This is a genomic window from Pseudonocardia sp. (assembly GCF_050246655.1).
In the GTDB taxonomy this organism is placed as follows: domain Bacteria; phylum Actinomycetota; class Actinomycetes; order Mycobacteriales; family Pseudonocardiaceae; genus Pseudonocardia.
Map to the genome: position 1 here is coordinate 44,720 of NZ_JBFWVQ010000010.1, position 14,409 is coordinate 59,128.

The following is a 14,409-nucleotide window of genomic DNA, read 5'->3' on the forward strand; positions in this document are numbered from 1 at the left end:
GAGCCTGCGGACGCAACGGTAGTCCAGCGGCGCCGCCCGGGACGCCCCGGCCGGTGCGCCGTGAGCGAACCCGCCGGACCGTTCAGCCCTTCAGGCCCAGGCTCGCCATGCGCTTGCCGTGGGTGAACTGCGCCCGCTTGATCAGCGTCGCGATGCCCGCGAGGTCGCCCGAGCCCGAGACGATGAAGTCCGCCAGCTCGTCGCGCTGCGCCACGATGTACTGGGCCTGGGTGACGGCCTCGCCGAGCAGCCGCCTGCCCCACAGGGCCAGGCGGTCGCGCACCTCCCGGTTCTCCGCGACCACCGCGCGCACCTCGCGCTCGGCGAACGCGGAGTGGCCGGTGTCGGCGAGCACGACGCGCACCAGATCGGCCGTCGGCCCGGAGAGCCAGCCCGCGATCTCGCGGTAGAAGTCCGCGGCCAGCCCGTCCCCGACGTAGGCCTTGACCAGCGACTCCAGCCACGTGTGGGGCTTGGTGTGGGCGTGGTAGGCGTCCAGCGGCGCGACGAAGGGGGACATCGCCTCCTCGACGCCGACGCCCATCCCCGCGAGGTGCTCCTCCAGCAGGCCGTAGTGGCCGATCTCCGCGGCGGCCATCCGCGACAGCGCCGCCCGGCCCGCCAGCGTCGGCGCGGACCGGGCGTCCTCGGAGAGCCGGTCGAAGGCCGACAGCTCGCCGTACGCGAGCACCCCGAGAAGATCGACGACCGCCCGGTCCGACGCGCCCACGCTCGTCCCGGTGGTTCCCGCTAGCCCCACGGGGCGAGCCTATCCGCCGCTCCTGCCCAGGTGACCAGGAACACCGGACGCATCACACTCCGCGCACCGCGGCGGATGGGCACCGAGGCCGGTGACCGGGTATCATCGCGTGCGACACGTGCAGTCGCGTGTCCCTGCCGCGGACGGCCGGCTCCGTCACCCCGGGTCACCGGGACGGAGGACCACCGCACCGCACACGACATGGTGCGTACAGCGCCTCGTCGGTTCTCCCGCCCGAGCGCGGTTTCCCGCTCATCGCAGCGCGCCGGCGGTCGACGAACCGCGACCGGCCCTGTGCGCGGAGAGAGGCGATCACCCTGTCCGTCCCGACCGAAACCCCGAACGACGCACCGCTCGCGAGCGACCTGGAGGGAACGGAGGACGCGCACCCGCTACAGGCGGGCGCCCCCGTGCGTCCCGACTCCCCCACCTTCGCCGAGCTGGGCGTCCGCCCCGAGATCGTCCGCGCGCTCGCCGAGGCCGGCATCGAGCGCACGTTCGCGATCCAGGAGCTCACCCTGCCCCTCGCCCTGGCCGGCGAGGACGTCATCGGCCAGGCCCGCACGGGCACCGGCAAGACGCTGGGCTTCGGCGTCCCGCTGCTGCAGCGGATCACCCCGCCCGCGGAGAAGCCCGCCGCCACCGCGGACGGCTGGGACGACGGGCGCGCCGCCGACCGCAGCCGCGACGTGCCGCAGGCGCTCGTCGTCGTCCCCACCCGCGAGCTGTGCGTGCAGGTCGCGAAGGACATCTCCGACGCGGGCCGCCACCTGGGCGTGCGCGTCACCGCCATCTACGGCGGCCGCGCCTACGAGCCCCAGGTCACGGCCCTGCGCAAGGGTGTGGACATCGTCGTGGGCACCCCCGGGAGGCTGCTGGACCTCGCCGAGCAGCGCCACCTCGTCCTCGGCCGCGTCGAGGCGCTGGTGCTGGACGAGGCCGACGAGATGCTGGACCTCGGCTTCCTGCCGGATGTCGAGAAGATCCTGCGGATGCTGCCCGAAGAGCGCCAGACGATGCTGTTCTCGGCCACGATGCCGGGCCCGATCATCGCCCTGGCCAGGGCGTTCCTCACCCGGCCCACGCACATCCGCGCCGAGGAGAGCGACCAGGGCTCCATCCACGAGCGCACGCGCCAGGTCGTCTACCGGGCGCACGCCATGGACAAGGTCGAGCTGCTCGCCAAGGTGCTGCAGGCCCGGGAGCGCGGCCTGACGATGATCTTCGCCCGCACCAAGCGCACCGTGCAGCGCGTGGCGGACGACCTCGTCGAGCGCGGCTTCGCGGCCGCCGCCGTGCACGGCGACCTCGGCCAGGGCGCCCGCGAGCAGGCGCTGCGGGCGTTCCGGTCCGGCAAGGTGGACGTCCTCGTCGCCACGGACGTCGCGGCCCGCGGCATCGACGTCATCGACGTCACCCACGTCATCAACTACCAGTGCCCCGAGGACTCCAAGACCTACGTGCACCGCATCGGGCGCACCGGCCGGGCGGGCAAGGAGGGCGTGGCCGTCACGCTCGTGGACTGGGACGAGATCCCGCGCTGGAAGCTCGTGAGCGACGAGCTGGGCCTGGCCATCGACGTGCCCGTGGAGACCTACTCCACGTCGGAGCACCTGTTCACCGACCTGGACATCCCCACCGAGGTCACGGGCAGGCTCCCGCGCGCGCAGCGCACCCGTGCCGGGCTGGACGCCGAGTGGGTCGACCACGAGGGCGACCAGGGCGGGCGCAAGCGCAACCGCAGGCGCGGCGAGAAGCCCGCCGGGCGCGCGTCCCAGCCGGCCGCCGAGGAGGCGCCGGCACGGTCGCAGCGCAGCCGCGCGCGCGTGCGCAGCCGGGGCGGCGTCGCCGTCGACGGGGCGGACGCCGGTGTGGCCGATGCGCCCACCGACACGGCAGTCACGGCTGCGACCACCGAGGCCGGAGCGGCCGCGGAGAGCACGCCGTCGGATGCCGGTGTCGTGTCGGCGGTCCGGTCGGGCGCCGGGCCGGAGACCGGCGGCGAGGAGGGCGCTCCGCGTCGCCGCCGTCGCCGGGGCGGTGCGCGCCGCCGGGGCCGCGGTGCCGCGGACGGGGCGGGTGCCGTCGAGACCCTGGAGGCGGGGTCGACCGCCGCGCCGGACGCCGCAGCCAGCTAGCCTGCATACCCCGGCGACCGCCGCACCGGCGGCGGGCGCCGACAGGCACGGCATCGCGCCCCCGCGCGGCGGCAGGGCGCACGCCGGGGCCGGCGATCGGAAGGCGGTACGGCGGCGGGTGGCGAGGATCCGGGCGGAACGGCGTCGCCGGGGTGATCTCGTCGCGATCGCGCTCCTGCTGGTGATCACCCTCGGCGCCGCCGTCCTGCTGTGGATGCGCAGCCCCGAGTCCGGCACCACGTCGGTCGTCGCCACCGTGCCGCTGGCCGGCTCGCCGGAGCCGTCGTCGGTGCCGCAGCGGTTCGTCCCGGCCTGGAGCGAGCGCAGCGGTGCCACCCGGGTACCGCTCGCGGCAGGCCCGGCCGTCGTGACGGCGGACGGCGGCAGCGTCGTCGGGCGCGATCCACGGACCGGCGCCGCGGCGTGGAGCTACACCCGCGACGTCCCGCTCTGCTCGGCCGCCGCAGGCTTCCCCACTGCGGACGGCGGTGGGCGGGTGTTCGCGCTCTACCGCAACGAGGACGACGCGGATCCCGAGGCGTGGTGCAGCGAGCTGACCACGCTGGTCCCGGACACGGGTGCCCGGGCGGCCCAGCGCACGAGCGACTCCCGGCCGGGGGCGTCGCTGCAGACCGCGGGCGAGCGGGCGGCGATCACCGGCGCGGACCACATGGAGGTGCTGCGCTCGCCCGACCTCGTGCGCACCCTCGAGTACGGCGACGTGCCCGCGCCCGAGCAGCCGGGCCAGCAGCCGCGGACCGGCTGCCGCTACGGGTCGTCGCGCCTCGACCTCCAGCACCTGGCGGTCGTGGAGCGCTGCCCCGGGGAGCCGTCGGACCGGATCACGGTTCTCGCCTCGGACGGCCCGGACGGTGCCGAGATACCCAGCGCGCAGTTCTCGCTACCGCTGCCCGGCACCGGGGCCGTCGTGGTGGCGGTGTCGGCGGAACGCACTGCGGTGGCGATGCCGGCGCCACCGCGGCTCCTGCTGCTCGACGCGAGCGGCGCCACGGTCGCGACGGTCGGGCTGGGCAGCGCCGACGAACCGGCCGCCGACCTCGCCCCCGACCTCGGTGGTGGTCCGGTCCCCCTGACCTCGGACGACGCCCGCTCCTTCTGGTGGACCGGCGCGCAGACGGTCGCGCTCGGCGCCGTCGACCTCACCCCGCAGTGGACCTTGCCCGGCACCCTCGGACCGGGCGTCCGCTACGCGGGAGAACTGCTCGTCCCGGTGCGCGAGGGGCTCGACGTGGTGGACCCGGCCACCGGGCGGGTGCTGCGGACCGTCCCGGTCACGCGGCCGGACCCGAGCGCGCCCGTCATGCTGGCCACGAGCGGGGAGATGCTGCTGGAGCAGCGCGGGTCCGAGCTGGTGGCGCTGCGGCCGTCGGGCTGATCAAGGATGGTCGGCGCTCGCACACGGCCGGGACTGGACCCTAGCCCGCGAGCACGGGCACCCCGGCCGCGCGGGAGACCAGCTCCTCGAACGCCGCGGGCGCGGTGGTCTCCGCGCCGATCGGGGTGGGCTTGTTGGTGCCGTGGTAGTCGCTGGAGCCGGTGACGACGAGGTCGACATCGGCGGCCAGGGCGCGCAGCAGCGCCCGGTCCTCCGGCACGTGGTCGGGATGGTCGACCTCGACGCCCGCGAGCCCGGTCGACGCGAGCTCGACGATGACCGACGGCTCGACGACCCGGCCCCGCCGGCGCGCCAGGGGGTGGGCGAACACCGCGACGCCGCCCGCGGCACGCACCATCTCGATCGCGGTACGCACCGGGGTGTCCGACTTCGGCACGTAGTACGGACTGCCCGTGTAGAGCAGCGTCGCGAACGCCTCGCTCACCGACTCCACGACGCCCCCGGCCACCAGCGCCCGCGCGAGGTGCGGTCGTCCCGCCGCCGCGCCGTCCGGCAGGAAGGAGAACACCGTCTCGACGTCGACCGGGTAGCCGTCCGCCGCCATCTTGGCGATCATCCCCCGGAGCCGGTGCACCCGCTCCTCGCGCAACCGGGCCTGCTCCGCGACGATCGCGGCGTGCCCGGGATCGAACAGGTAGCCCAGCAGGTGCACCGACACGTCCCGCTCACCGGGGCGGCCGCACGGGCTCACGCAGGAGAACTCGGCGCCCCGCACCAGCTGCATCCCCGCCGGGAGCGCCGCCGCGGCCTCGTCCCAGCCGCCGGTGGTGTCGTGGTCGGTGAGCGCGAGGACGTCCAGGCCCGCGGCCGCCGCGACGGCCACGACGCCGGCGGGTGAGTCCGTGCCGTCGGAGGCCGTGGAGTGGGTGTGGAGATCGATCCGGGGGATGGGCACGGCCCAGGCTAACCTCCGGCCGGGTCCCCGATCAGAAACGCCGGCGCCAGCTGCTCTTGGCGAGCATGCCGCTGGCGCGGGTGCGCCCCTTCTCCCCGAAGATCAGCTCGGAGAGCGCCTCGTAGATCTCCTCGGGGCGCGGCATGTAGCGGACCTTGTTCAGCGCCTGGATCTGGCCCGCCGACTCGACGATCATCGTTCCGTAGTTGAGGATGCGGCCCATGAAGGTGCGGCGGAACGTGAGGTCGGTGACCTTGCCCAGCGGCATCATGCCCACGTTGTGGGTGAGGACCCCCTTCGAGATCATCACCCGCTTGTTCGTGATGACGATGCGCTCCACCCACCACATGATGACCCTGATGGTGAGCCGGAATAGGGCGATCAGGCCGAGGTAGAACACGAGGTTGTCGATGAAGACGCTGTTGCCGCCGCTGAGGTAGGCCTGGGCGATGATGAGCAGGATGAGGAAAAGGGCCGTCTCGACGATGTCCCGCAACATCACCGCCCAGTGCTGGCGCACCCGGATGACCCTGCGCTCCGAGGGCAACAGATACTCGTCGATCTCCCGGGGGGCGAGCACGGCGACTACCTCACGTGACGATCTGGGTGAAGAAGCTCGTCACGTTGGTGGCCCACCGGCCCAGCGTGGCACCGATGCTCTCGACCGTGTTGGCCGCCACGGTGGGCGACGTGACGATGAACCAGATGACGAGCAGGATCAGGGCCACCCCGATCAGCTTGCTGAGCTTCACCGACGCCCACCTTCTTCATACGGGAGCTCCAGACCGACACGGTACCCGCACTGTTGTACCGGACGCGTGGCGATCACGATACCCACCGTGCCGGGGACGTACCGTGATAGGCGATGACACGGCCCGGTGATCCCCGCGACGCGGCGGTGCCCTGTGTGGGTGGGCTCGCCTACGACGCGCAGGGCAGGATCCTCCTGATCCGGCGGGCGCACGACCCGGGCCGGGGCCTGTGGTCGCTGCCCGGCGGCCGGGTGGAGCCGGGCGAGGACGACGCGGCGGCGCTCGTCCGGGAGATGGCCGAGGAGACCGGGCTGGCGGTGCGGCCGGGCCCGCTCGTCGGGCGCGTGCGTCGGGGGCCGTACGACATCGCGGACTACCGCTGCGCGGTCACCGGCGGCGACCTGCGGGCGGGCGACGACGCCGCCGACGCCCGCTGGTGCTCGGCCGCCGACCTCGACACGCTCCCGCTCGTCGACGGGCTGCGCGACGTCCTGGCGAGGTGGGACGCGCTCCCCCGGTGACCGTCGAGAACGACACTGCGCTGATCGACAGGGCTTGTTGATCAGCGCAACGTCGTTGTCGACGGGTCAGACCCGCGGCTCCGGGCGGCCGGGCTGCTCGCCGCCCCTGGCCTCGCCGTAGGAGTACCTCGGCACCATCACCTTGCGCCGGAACGTGCACACGACGGTGCCGTCCTGCTTGTAGCCGCGCGTCTCCACGTAGACGACGCCGCGGTCGTCCTTCGACCTCGACGGCGTCTTGTCCAGGACCTCGGTCTCGCCGTAGATGGTGTCGCCGTGGAAGGTCGGCTTGGTGTGCTTGAGCGACTCGACCTCGAGGTTCGCGATCGCCTTGCCCGAGACGTCCGGCACCGACATCCCGAGGAGCAGCGAGTAGATGTAGTTGCCGACGACGACGTTGCGCTTGAAGTCGGTGGTCTCCTCCGCGTAGTGCGCGTCCATGTGCAGCGGGTGGTGGTTCATGGTGAGCAGGCAGAACAGGTGGTCGTCGTACTCCGTCACCGTCTTGCCCGGCCAGTGCTTGTAGACCGCACCGACCTCGAACTCCTCGTAGTAGCGCCCGAACTGCAACGTTCCCGCCTCCACAACCGACATAACGACCGGACGGGGTAATCTATCCCGCGGCCCGGACGCCTGTCCGGGTCGCGAACTGTGATTCGAGGAGGTGTGCGCGGTGCCCGAGGCACCCGGTTGCAGTACCTGCCGCGTCCTCGCCACGGTGACCGCCTAGCGGCGGATCCGGTCGGGACGCGTGCTCCACGCTTCACGTCCCCGGGCCAGGCGCCCGGGAGCGTCCCGATCACGGAGGTTCCGCCGTGTCCGCACTCTCCTCCATCCGCGCGGCCGGATCGCGCCGCTCCGCCAACCGCTCGGAGCCGCTGCTGCCCAAGCTGCGGGTGCCGATCTCGGCCTACATCGTGGACTGCGCCGTCTACGTGGACGGTCACCGGCTGCCGGGGCGATGGACCCACGACCGCGCGCTCGCCGAGGTGCGCCGCCGGGGTGACGGGTTCGTGTGGATCGGCATGCACGAGCCCACCGACGACCAGATCACCGGTATCGCCGAGGTGTTCGACCTGCACGAGCTCGCCGTGGAGGACGCCGTCCAGGCCCACCAGCGCCCCAAGCTGGAGCGCTACGAAGACATGCTGTTCATGGTGCTCAAGACGGTCTGTTACGTCGGGCAGGCCCAACCGACCGCGGAGCACGAGCTCGTCGAGACCGGCGAGGTCATGGTCTTCCTCGGCCCGGACTTCGTCGTCACCGTCCGCCACGGCGATCACAACGGGCTGCACGACGTGCGCAGCAAGCTGGAGGGCGACCCCGAACAGCTGGCTCTCGGGCCCGCCGCCGTCCTGCACGCCATCGCGGACCGCATCGTCGACACCTACCTCGAGGTCGTGGAGGCCATCGAGGACGACATCGACGAGATGGAGGCCCGCGTCTTCACCCCGCGCTCGACGACGGACGCCGAGCAGATCTACGTCATGAAGCGCGAGGTCCTGGACCTGCGCCGGGCCGTCGTCCCGCTCGGCCCGCCGCTGCGCAAGCTCACCGAGGGCTACAGCGCGCTCGTCCCGCACGAGGTGCGCTCCTACTTCCGTGACGTCGACGACCACCTCGTCACCGTCACCGAGCGGGTGGGCGGCTTCGACGAGCTCCTGACGACGCTGGTCAACGCCGTGCTCGCGAAGATCACGATGCGGCAGAACAACGACATGCGCAAGATCACGTCGTACGCGGCGATGATCTCGGTGCCGACGATGATCGCCGGCATCTACGGCATGAACTTCGACGCCATGCCCGAGCTGCACTGGAAGTACGGATATCCGGTGGTGCTGCTCGTCATCGCCACCGTCTGCGCCGTGCTGTTCCGGGTGTTCCGCCGCAACCAGTGGCTGTGACGCCCGCGATAGCCTGGAGATCGTGAACGCGGACCGCCCGGTCAACCCCCTGCGTCGGCTGCGCCGGCCCGCATGGACCGACCAGGATCCGACGTGGCGCGAGTGCCGGCCCGCGGTCATCTCCGCGGCGCTCGCGCGGGCGCTGGCACGGCCGTCGGGCGGCTGGTTCGTGCTCGCCGCGAGCCGGGAGATCCGTCCCGGGAAGGCGTTCGGGCGGGTCGTCGCAGGCCGGGAGCTCGTTGCGTGGCGCGGCCGGGACGGCGTGCTGCACGTCGGCCCCGGCGCGTGCCCGCACCTCGGCGCCCCCCTGTGCGACGCCGCGGTGCACGGCGGCCGGCTCGTCTGCCGCTGGCACGGGCTCGCGCTGGGTCCTGAGGGCCGTCCGAACTGGCGCACCCACCCCGCCCACGACGACGGCGTCCTCGCCTGGGTGCGGCTGGACGGCGCGCGGCTCGCCGCAGGCGACGACGGCCCACCCACCGACGCGCCCGTACTCGGCCCGCGCCCGCCCGCTGGCGTCGCGGTCGCGGCCGTGGCGACGATGGTCGGCCGCTGCGAACCGGAGGACGTGCTCGCGAACCGGCTGGACCCGTGGCACGGTGCCTGGTTCCATCCGTACGCGTTCGCGAACCTGCGGGTCCTGTCGGCACCCGCGGTCGACTGCGATCCCGTCGAGGACCGCTTCCTCGTCGAGGTCGCCTACACCGTCGGGCGCCGCCTCGGGGTCCCCGTGGTCGCCGAGTTCACCTGCCCCGATCCCCGAACGATCACGATGGAGATCCTGGACGGCGACGGTGCGGGCAGCGTCGTCGAGACCCACGCGACGCCGCTGCGTCCCGGCCCGGACGGGCTGCCGCGCACCGCCGTGATCGAGGCGGCGGTGGCCTACTCGCCGCGGCCCGGGTTCGCGCACGTCCGCCGCGTCGGCGGCCTGCTGCGCCCGTTGATGGCCTCCGCGGCGCGGCGGCTGTGGCGCGACGACCTCGCCTACGCCGAGCGGCGCTACGCGGTGCGCACCCGCTAGTCGTCCTCGTCGGCCGGGGCCTGCCCCTCCGCGGCGGGCAGGCCCTCCGGTGGCGTGGCGGCCTCGCCGTCCGTGCCCGGGGGCGGGCCGCCGGGGCGGCGGCCCAGGAAGGTGTGGACGATGCCGTGCTGCCAGCCGGGGAACGTCTGCACCCGCAGGTCGACGAATCCCGCGTCGCCCATCCGGGAGCACAGCGCCGTGACCCCGTCGAACCCGCGCACGCTGCGCCACAGGTAGCGGTAGAGATCGGCGCTGCCCGCCCGGACGCGCCCCATCGGGATGATCACGGTCCAGCACACCGACGTCCACATGAAGCGCGCGCGCAGCGAGTCGCGCACCGAGTACTCGTGCAGGGCCAACGGCGCGCCGGGCGCGAGCAGGTCGTGGAAGATCCGCAGGGCGCCGTCGCGGTCGGTGAGGTTGCGCAGCAGGTAGGCGGCGAGGATGCCGTCGAAGGGCCCCTCGACCTTGTCGCCGAGGTTCTCGGCGTTCGCGTACACGAACCGCACCCGCGGCGGCCAGACCTTGCGCCGCGCCTGGGCGAGCATCTCCTGCGAGGCGTCCACCGCGACGACCTCGGCCTCCGGAGCCGCGTCCAGCAGCGCCGCCGTGGACGCGCCCGTGCCGCAGCCGAGATCGAGCAACCGCAGCCCCGCACCCCGGTCCGGAAGGCCCATGCGCCGGGTCGTGAGCCGCAGGTGGTCGTGGTACCCGGGGTTCGCCGCCACGAGCTTGTCGTAGCTGCGCGCGTGGGCGTCGAACGCCTGCACGACACCGCCGCCCACGTTGCCGCCCACCTTGTCGCCCACCCGGTCTCCGCCCACGTTCGCCGCCGCGTCCGAGGTGGCGGGCTCCGACTCGCGAGAGGTCACCGCGGAATAGTGGCGCATGCGCGCCATCGCCCGTACGCCAGCCCGTACGTCAGGCCGTGCGTCAGGAGGTCCCCATCGCGAGCTTGCCGAGCATCTCGCGCGCGCGTTCGGCGTTGCGGGGCTGGCACAGAACGTCGTAACGGCCCGCCACCATCTGGCTGGCGGAGGTGAAGTCCCTCCGGCCGCGGCTCGTGCCGTAGCCCACGGCGGCGAACACCATCCCGAACAGCACACCGATGGCGAGCGGGACCAGGATGGCGGCCACACTGGACGCCCCGGGGCTCACGAGCGCCATCACGAGGCCGACGAAGAGACCCAGCCACGCACCCGAGGCCGCGCCCGACATGAGCACCCGGCCCCAGGTGAGCCTGCCGATGACCCGCTCCACGAGCATCAGGTCGACCCCGACGATCGTCACGTCGCGGACCGGGAAGTCCTCGTCGGCGAGATAGTCCACCGCGCGCTGGGCCTCGGCGTAGGTCGCGTACGAGCCCACCGGCCATCCGGTGGGCGGCGTGGGCAGGTTGGGCAGGCCGGGGGCGGAACGCGCGGGCCCGCCGAACGGTGCGGTCATCAGACCTCCTCGCGTTCTCGCGGGTAAAGGGCTCGCAACCCATTGTGTCAAGCCCCCACCCGGAGCGCCCCTGGCGTCCGGGGTTTCTCAGAGATTCGCCAGGTTCGTCACAGCTTGTACTCGCGCAGCAGGCCGCGACTGATGATCGTCTTCTGGATCTCGGAGGTGCCCTCGCCGATCAGCAGGAACGGCGCCTCGCGCATGAGCCGCTCGATCTCGTACTCCTTCGAGTAGCCGTAGCCGCCGTGGATGCGGAACGACTCCTGCGTGACCTCCGCGCAGTACTCGCTCGCGATCAGCTTCGCCATGCCGGCCTCGACGTCGTTCCGGTCGCCCGAGTCCTTCAGGCGCGCCGCGTTGACCATCATCAGGTGGGCGGCCTCGACCTTCGTGGCCATCTCGGCGAGCTTGAACGCGATCGCCTGGTGCTGCGCGATCGGCTTGCCGAACGTCGAGCGCTGCTGCGCGTACTCGATCGCCAGCTCGAACGCGCGGATCGAGATGCCGCAGGCCCGCGCCGCGACGTTCACCCGGCCGACCTCGACGCCGTCCATCATCTGGGCGAACCCGCCGCCGCGCAGGCCGCCGAGGATCTGCGTGCCGGCGATCCGGTGGCCGGAGAAGACCATCTCCGTGGTGTCGACGCCCTTGTAGCCCATCTTGTCGATCTTGCCGGGGACGGTCAGCCCCGGCGCCACCTCGCCGTAGCCCACGGGCTTGTCGACCAGGAAACAGGTGAGGTTCTGGTAGGGCTTCGGCCGGCCCTCGTCGGTGCGCACGAGCACCGCCGTGAGGTTCGAGGTGCCGCCGTTGGTGAGCCACATCTTGGCGCCGTCGATGACCCACTCGTCGCCGTCCTGCACGGCCTTCGTCTTGATCGCGGCCACGTCCGAGCCCAGGTCCGGCTCCGACATCGAGAACGAGCCGCGCACCTCGCCCGCCGCCATCTGCGGCAGGTAGTGCTGCTTCTGTTCCTCGGTGCCGTGCTGGGTGATCATGTACGCCACGATGAAGTGGGTGTTGATCACGCCGGAGACGCTCATCCAGCCGCGCGCGATCTGCTCGACGACCAGGGCGTAGGTGAGCAGGGACTCGCCGAGACCGCCGTACTCCTCGGGGATGGTGAGCCCGAAGAGGCCCATCTCCTTCATGCCGTCGACGATGTCCTGCGGGTAGGTGTCGTCGTGCTCCAGCGCGGTCGCGTGGGGCAGGATCTCCTTGTCCACGAACGTCTTGACGGTCGCGAGGATCTCCTGCTGGATGTCCGTGAGACCGGCGGTCTGGGCGAGCCGTGCCATCGACGCCTCCGTGGGTCGCGCGGCCGGGGCTCTCCCGGCGCTGGGCAGTTCGTCGGAGTATCCCCCGCGTCTACCGGCGGGTACCTCCCCGTTCGGTTGTGAAGCCTCTCACCGCGCCCGCCCCCCGACCCGCCATCTGACGGCGCAGGCCGACGGTGGCCGCCGTGCACACCCCGGGTCACCGTGCGGACGGCGGAACGTCTGCACGGCGCACGAAGGGCTGCACGCGCCCGGCGACCGCGGGTGGCGCGGCCCCGCCTCAGGACTCCGGCGGCGTCCAGCGCTCGCCACGCTCCATGCCGGCCGCGCGGCCCTTGCCGGCGATGACCAGCGCCATCTTCCGCGACGCCTCGTCGATCATCTCGTCACCGATCATGGCCGCGCCGCGCTTGCCGCCGGCCTCGGAGGTGTACCAGTCGTAGGCGTCGAGGATGTTCTCCGCGTGGTCGTAGTCCGACTGCGCTGGGGAGAACGTCTCGTTCGCGGCGTCGATCTGGCCGGGGTGCAGCACCCACTTGCCGTCGAACCCGAGTGCGGCGGAGCGGCCTGCGACGCGGCGGAACCCGTCCACGTCGCGGATCTGCAGGTACGGGCCGTCGATGGCCTGCTTGTCGTGGGCGCGGGCCGCCATGAGGATCGACATGAGGATGTGGTGGTAGGCGTCCCCCACGTCGTAGCCGGGCGGCTGCTCCCCCACGACCAGCGACTTCATGTTGATCGACGCCATGAAGTCGGCCGGGCCGAAGATGATCGTCTCGACGCGCGGGGACGCCGTCGCGATCGCGTTGACGTTCGTCAGGCCGAGGGCGTTCTCGATCTGCGCCTCGATGCCGATCCGGCCGACCTCGTAGCCCATCGTCCGCTCGATCTGGGTGAGCAGGAGGTCAAGGGCGACGACCTGCTCGGCCGTCTGCACCTTCGGCAGCATGATCGCGTCCAGGTGCGCGCCCGCGCCCTCCACGACCTCGGTGACGTCGCGGTAGGTCCACTCCGTGGTCCAGTCGTTGACGCGCACGACCCGGATCTTCTCGCCCCAGCCGCCCTCGTTCAGTGCCTCGACGATGGTCTTGCGGGCACCCGGCTTGGCCAGCGGCGCGCAGGCGTCCTCCAGGTCGAGGAAGACCTGGTCCGCGGGCAGCCCGCGGGCCTTGTCGATGAACTTCTGGCTCGATCCCGGGACTGCCAGGCAGGAACGGCGGGCACGGTTGCGGTTGGTGCTCATCAGACCTCTCCGTCTTTGGCTCCGTCTGCGGCTAAGGAGTCGGCGACGATGCTGGCACGCCACCCGCCTCAGCGTCGGCCGAGGTGATTGGTATCTCGAACACTCAGGGGAGGGTGAGGAGATCGCCCCGCGCGATCGGCACGACCTGCCCCTGCACCATCGTCTCGACGGCCACCCCGCCGCGGGCGGTCACCGTGACCTCCAGCCGCGACGGCCTGCCCATCTCCGCACCCTGCGCGATCGTCACGGTGGAGGTGCCGTCGGCCGGCAGCACGCCGCGGTCGACGAGGAACACCCCGAGCGCGACGGCCGCGGACCCGGTGGCCGGGTCCTCGGGCACCCCGACCTGGGGGCCGAACATCCGCAGGTGGGCCGTGCCCGGGGCGAGGGCGACCACCCCGAGCCCCGTGGTGTCCGCGGTCGCGGCGGCGACCGCGGCGTCGTCGGGCCGGGCGACGGCGACGGCGGGCGCCCGCACGGGCAGGAACGCGAACGGGATGCCGGCGGCGGCGATCCCGGGCACGACGTCCGGGTCGAGATCGTCGGCGGTGAGCCCGACCGTGGCGGCGAGCTCGCACCCGTCGCGCCGTGGCCCGATCTCCGGTGTCCCCCCGCGCACCCCCGCCCCCACGGAGTCCACCGCCACCGGCAGCAGGCCCGCGCCGCACTCCTGCACGACCTCGCCGTAGGAGATCACCCGGTCGCGGGCCAGCACCCAGGCCGTGCCGACGCTCGGGTGCCCCGCGAACGGCAGCTCGCGGGCCGGGGTGAAGATCCGCACCCGGTAGTCGGCCTCGTCGGTGGTGGGCGGCAGCGGGAACGCGGTCTCCGAGAGGTGGAACTCGGCGGCGATCGCCTGCATCGCCGCGGTGGGCAGGCCCTCCGCGCCGTGGACGACGGCGAGGGGGTTGCCCGCGTAGGCGCGGTCGGTGAACACGTCGACGACGTCGTAGCGCAGCACGTGCGCACCGTACGCCCGCGGACCGGCGGTGAACCTGCGCCCGCCGCGGCCCGTACAACCGGTCGGACCCG

General features: G+C 72.8%; 15 protein-coding genes. 5 read left to right on the forward strand and 10 right to left on the reverse strand.

Annotated features, from left to right (window positions below; genetic code table 11):
- Window positions 1–82: 82 nt before the first annotated feature.
- Window positions 83–760, reverse strand: coding sequence for a ferritin-like fold-containing protein (locus AB7J25_RS05760; RefSeq protein ID WP_428505787.1), 678 nt, complete (start codon window positions 758–760; stop codon window positions 83–85).
- A 410-nt stretch (window positions 761–1,170) separates the two neighbouring features.
- Between AB7J25_RS05760 and AB7J25_RS05765 the strand changes: the two genes are divergently transcribed.
- Together AB7J25_RS05765 and AB7J25_RS05770 are read left to right on the forward strand one after the other, a co-directional pair.
- Window positions 1,171–2,898 (forward strand): DEAD/DEAH box helicase, encoded by a 1,728-nt coding sequence (locus AB7J25_RS05765; protein WP_428505789.1) that lies wholly within the window; start codon window positions 1,171–1,173, stop codon window positions 2,896–2,898.
- Window positions 2,899–3,016: 118 nt separating this feature from the next.
- Window positions 3,017–4,294: an Rv3212 family protein gene (locus AB7J25_RS05770; protein WP_428505791.1), complete on the forward strand. Its 1,278-nt coding sequence runs from the start codon at window positions 3,017–3,019 to the stop codon at window positions 4,292–4,294.
- A 40-nt stretch (window positions 4,295–4,334) separates the two neighbouring features.
- On the opposite strand, the gene AB7J25_RS05775 is transcribed toward AB7J25_RS05770, so the two are convergent.
- From AB7J25_RS05775 to AB7J25_RS05785, 3 genes are read right to left on the reverse strand one after another with little or no spacing between them, the layout of a single operon-like run.
- Window positions 4,335–5,204 (reverse strand): PHP domain-containing protein, encoded by an 870-nt coding sequence (locus tag AB7J25_RS05775; protein ID WP_428505908.1) that lies wholly within the window; start codon window positions 5,202–5,204, stop codon window positions 4,335–4,337.
- Window positions 5,205–5,241: 37 nt separating this feature from the next.
- Window positions 5,242–5,790 carry a PH domain-containing protein gene (locus tag AB7J25_RS05780; protein ID WP_428505793.1) on the reverse strand — a complete coding sequence of 183 codons (549 nt, stop codon included), beginning with the start codon at window positions 5,788–5,790 and terminating at the stop codon, window positions 5,242–5,244.
- Between the two features lie 10 nt (window positions 5,791–5,800).
- Window positions 5,801–5,962: a hypothetical protein gene (locus tag AB7J25_RS05785; protein ID WP_428505795.1), complete on the reverse strand. Its 162-nt coding sequence runs from the start codon at window positions 5,960–5,962 to the stop codon at window positions 5,801–5,803.
- Between the two features lie 113 nt (window positions 5,963–6,075).
- Here AB7J25_RS05785 and AB7J25_RS05790 point away from each other — a divergent pair, with 113 nt between their 5' ends.
- Window positions 6,076–6,483 (forward strand): NUDIX hydrolase, encoded by a 408-nt coding sequence (locus AB7J25_RS05790; RefSeq protein WP_428505797.1) that lies wholly within the window; start codon window positions 6,076–6,078, stop codon window positions 6,481–6,483.
- A 66-nt stretch (window positions 6,484–6,549) separates the two neighbouring features.
- Here the strand turns inward: AB7J25_RS05790 and AB7J25_RS05795 are convergent, their stop codons facing one another.
- A complete protein-coding gene (locus tag AB7J25_RS05795; protein ID WP_428505799.1) occupies window positions 6,550–7,053 on the reverse strand; it encodes a MaoC family dehydratase in 504 nt (167 codons plus the stop codon).
- Window positions 7,054–7,361: 308 nt separating this feature from the next.
- Here AB7J25_RS05795 and corA point away from each other — a divergent pair, with 308 nt between their 5' ends.
- Both corA and AB7J25_RS05805 read left to right on the forward strand, forming a co-directional pair.
- The gene (gene corA, locus AB7J25_RS05800) at window positions 7,362–8,387 is read left to right on the forward strand and encodes a magnesium/cobalt transporter CorA (protein ID WP_428505910.1); all 1,026 of its coding nucleotides are present in this window, start codon (window positions 7,362–7,364) and stop codon (window positions 8,385–8,387) included.
- A 22-nt stretch (window positions 8,388–8,409) separates the two neighbouring features.
- Window positions 8,410–9,411 (forward strand): DUF5914 domain-containing protein, encoded by a 1,002-nt coding sequence (locus tag AB7J25_RS05805; protein ID WP_428505801.1) that lies wholly within the window; start codon window positions 8,410–8,412, stop codon window positions 9,409–9,411.
- Here the strand turns inward: AB7J25_RS05805 and AB7J25_RS05810 are convergent.
- The 5 genes from AB7J25_RS05810 to AB7J25_RS05830 all read right to left on the reverse strand — a co-directional run bounded on the left by AB7J25_RS05810 (window position 9,408) and on the right by AB7J25_RS05830 (window position 14,338).
- Entirely contained in the window at window positions 9,408–10,220 is an 813-nt protein-coding gene (locus AB7J25_RS05810) for a class I SAM-dependent methyltransferase (RefSeq protein ID WP_428505912.1), read from the reverse strand. The genes AB7J25_RS05805 and AB7J25_RS05810 overlap by 4 nt on opposite strands.
- Window positions 10,221–10,344: 124 nt before the next feature.
- Window positions 10,345–10,857, reverse strand: coding sequence for a general stress protein (locus AB7J25_RS05815; protein WP_428505803.1), 513 nt, complete (start codon window positions 10,855–10,857; stop codon window positions 10,345–10,347).
- Window positions 10,858–10,964: 107 nt separating this feature from the next.
- Window positions 10,965–12,155, reverse strand: coding sequence for an acyl-CoA dehydrogenase family protein (locus AB7J25_RS05820; protein ID WP_428505805.1), 1,191 nt, complete (start codon window positions 12,153–12,155; stop codon window positions 10,965–10,967).
- 259 nt (window positions 12,156–12,414) lie between these two features.
- A complete protein-coding gene (locus tag AB7J25_RS05825) occupies window positions 12,415–13,377 on the reverse strand; it encodes an HpcH/HpaI aldolase/citrate lyase family protein (RefSeq protein WP_428505807.1) in 963 nt (320 codons plus the stop codon).
- A 103-nt stretch (window positions 13,378–13,480) separates the two neighbouring features.
- Entirely contained in the window at window positions 13,481–14,338 is an 858-nt protein-coding gene (locus AB7J25_RS05830) for a PhzF family phenazine biosynthesis protein (RefSeq protein WP_428505809.1), read from the reverse strand.
- Window positions 14,339–14,409 lie beyond the last annotated feature (71 nt).

Bases quoted from the DNA above. Each gene is read 5' to 3' on its own strand.
- AB7J25_RS05815 (WP_428505803.1), bottom strand. From the start codon at position 10,857: ATGACCGCACCGTTCGGCGGGCCCGCGCGTTCCGCCCCCGGCCTGCCC.
- AB7J25_RS05825 (WP_428505807.1), bottom strand. From the start codon at position 13,377: ATGAGCACCAACCGCAACCGTGCCCGCCGTTCCTGCCTGGCAGTCCCG.
- AB7J25_RS05790 (WP_428505797.1), top strand. From the start codon at position 6,076: ATGACACGGCCCGGTGATCCCCGCGACGCGGCGGTGCCCTGTGTGGGT.
- AB7J25_RS05820 (WP_428505805.1), bottom strand. From the start codon at position 12,155: ATGGCACGGCTCGCCCAGACCGCCGGTCTCACGGACATCCAGCAGGAG.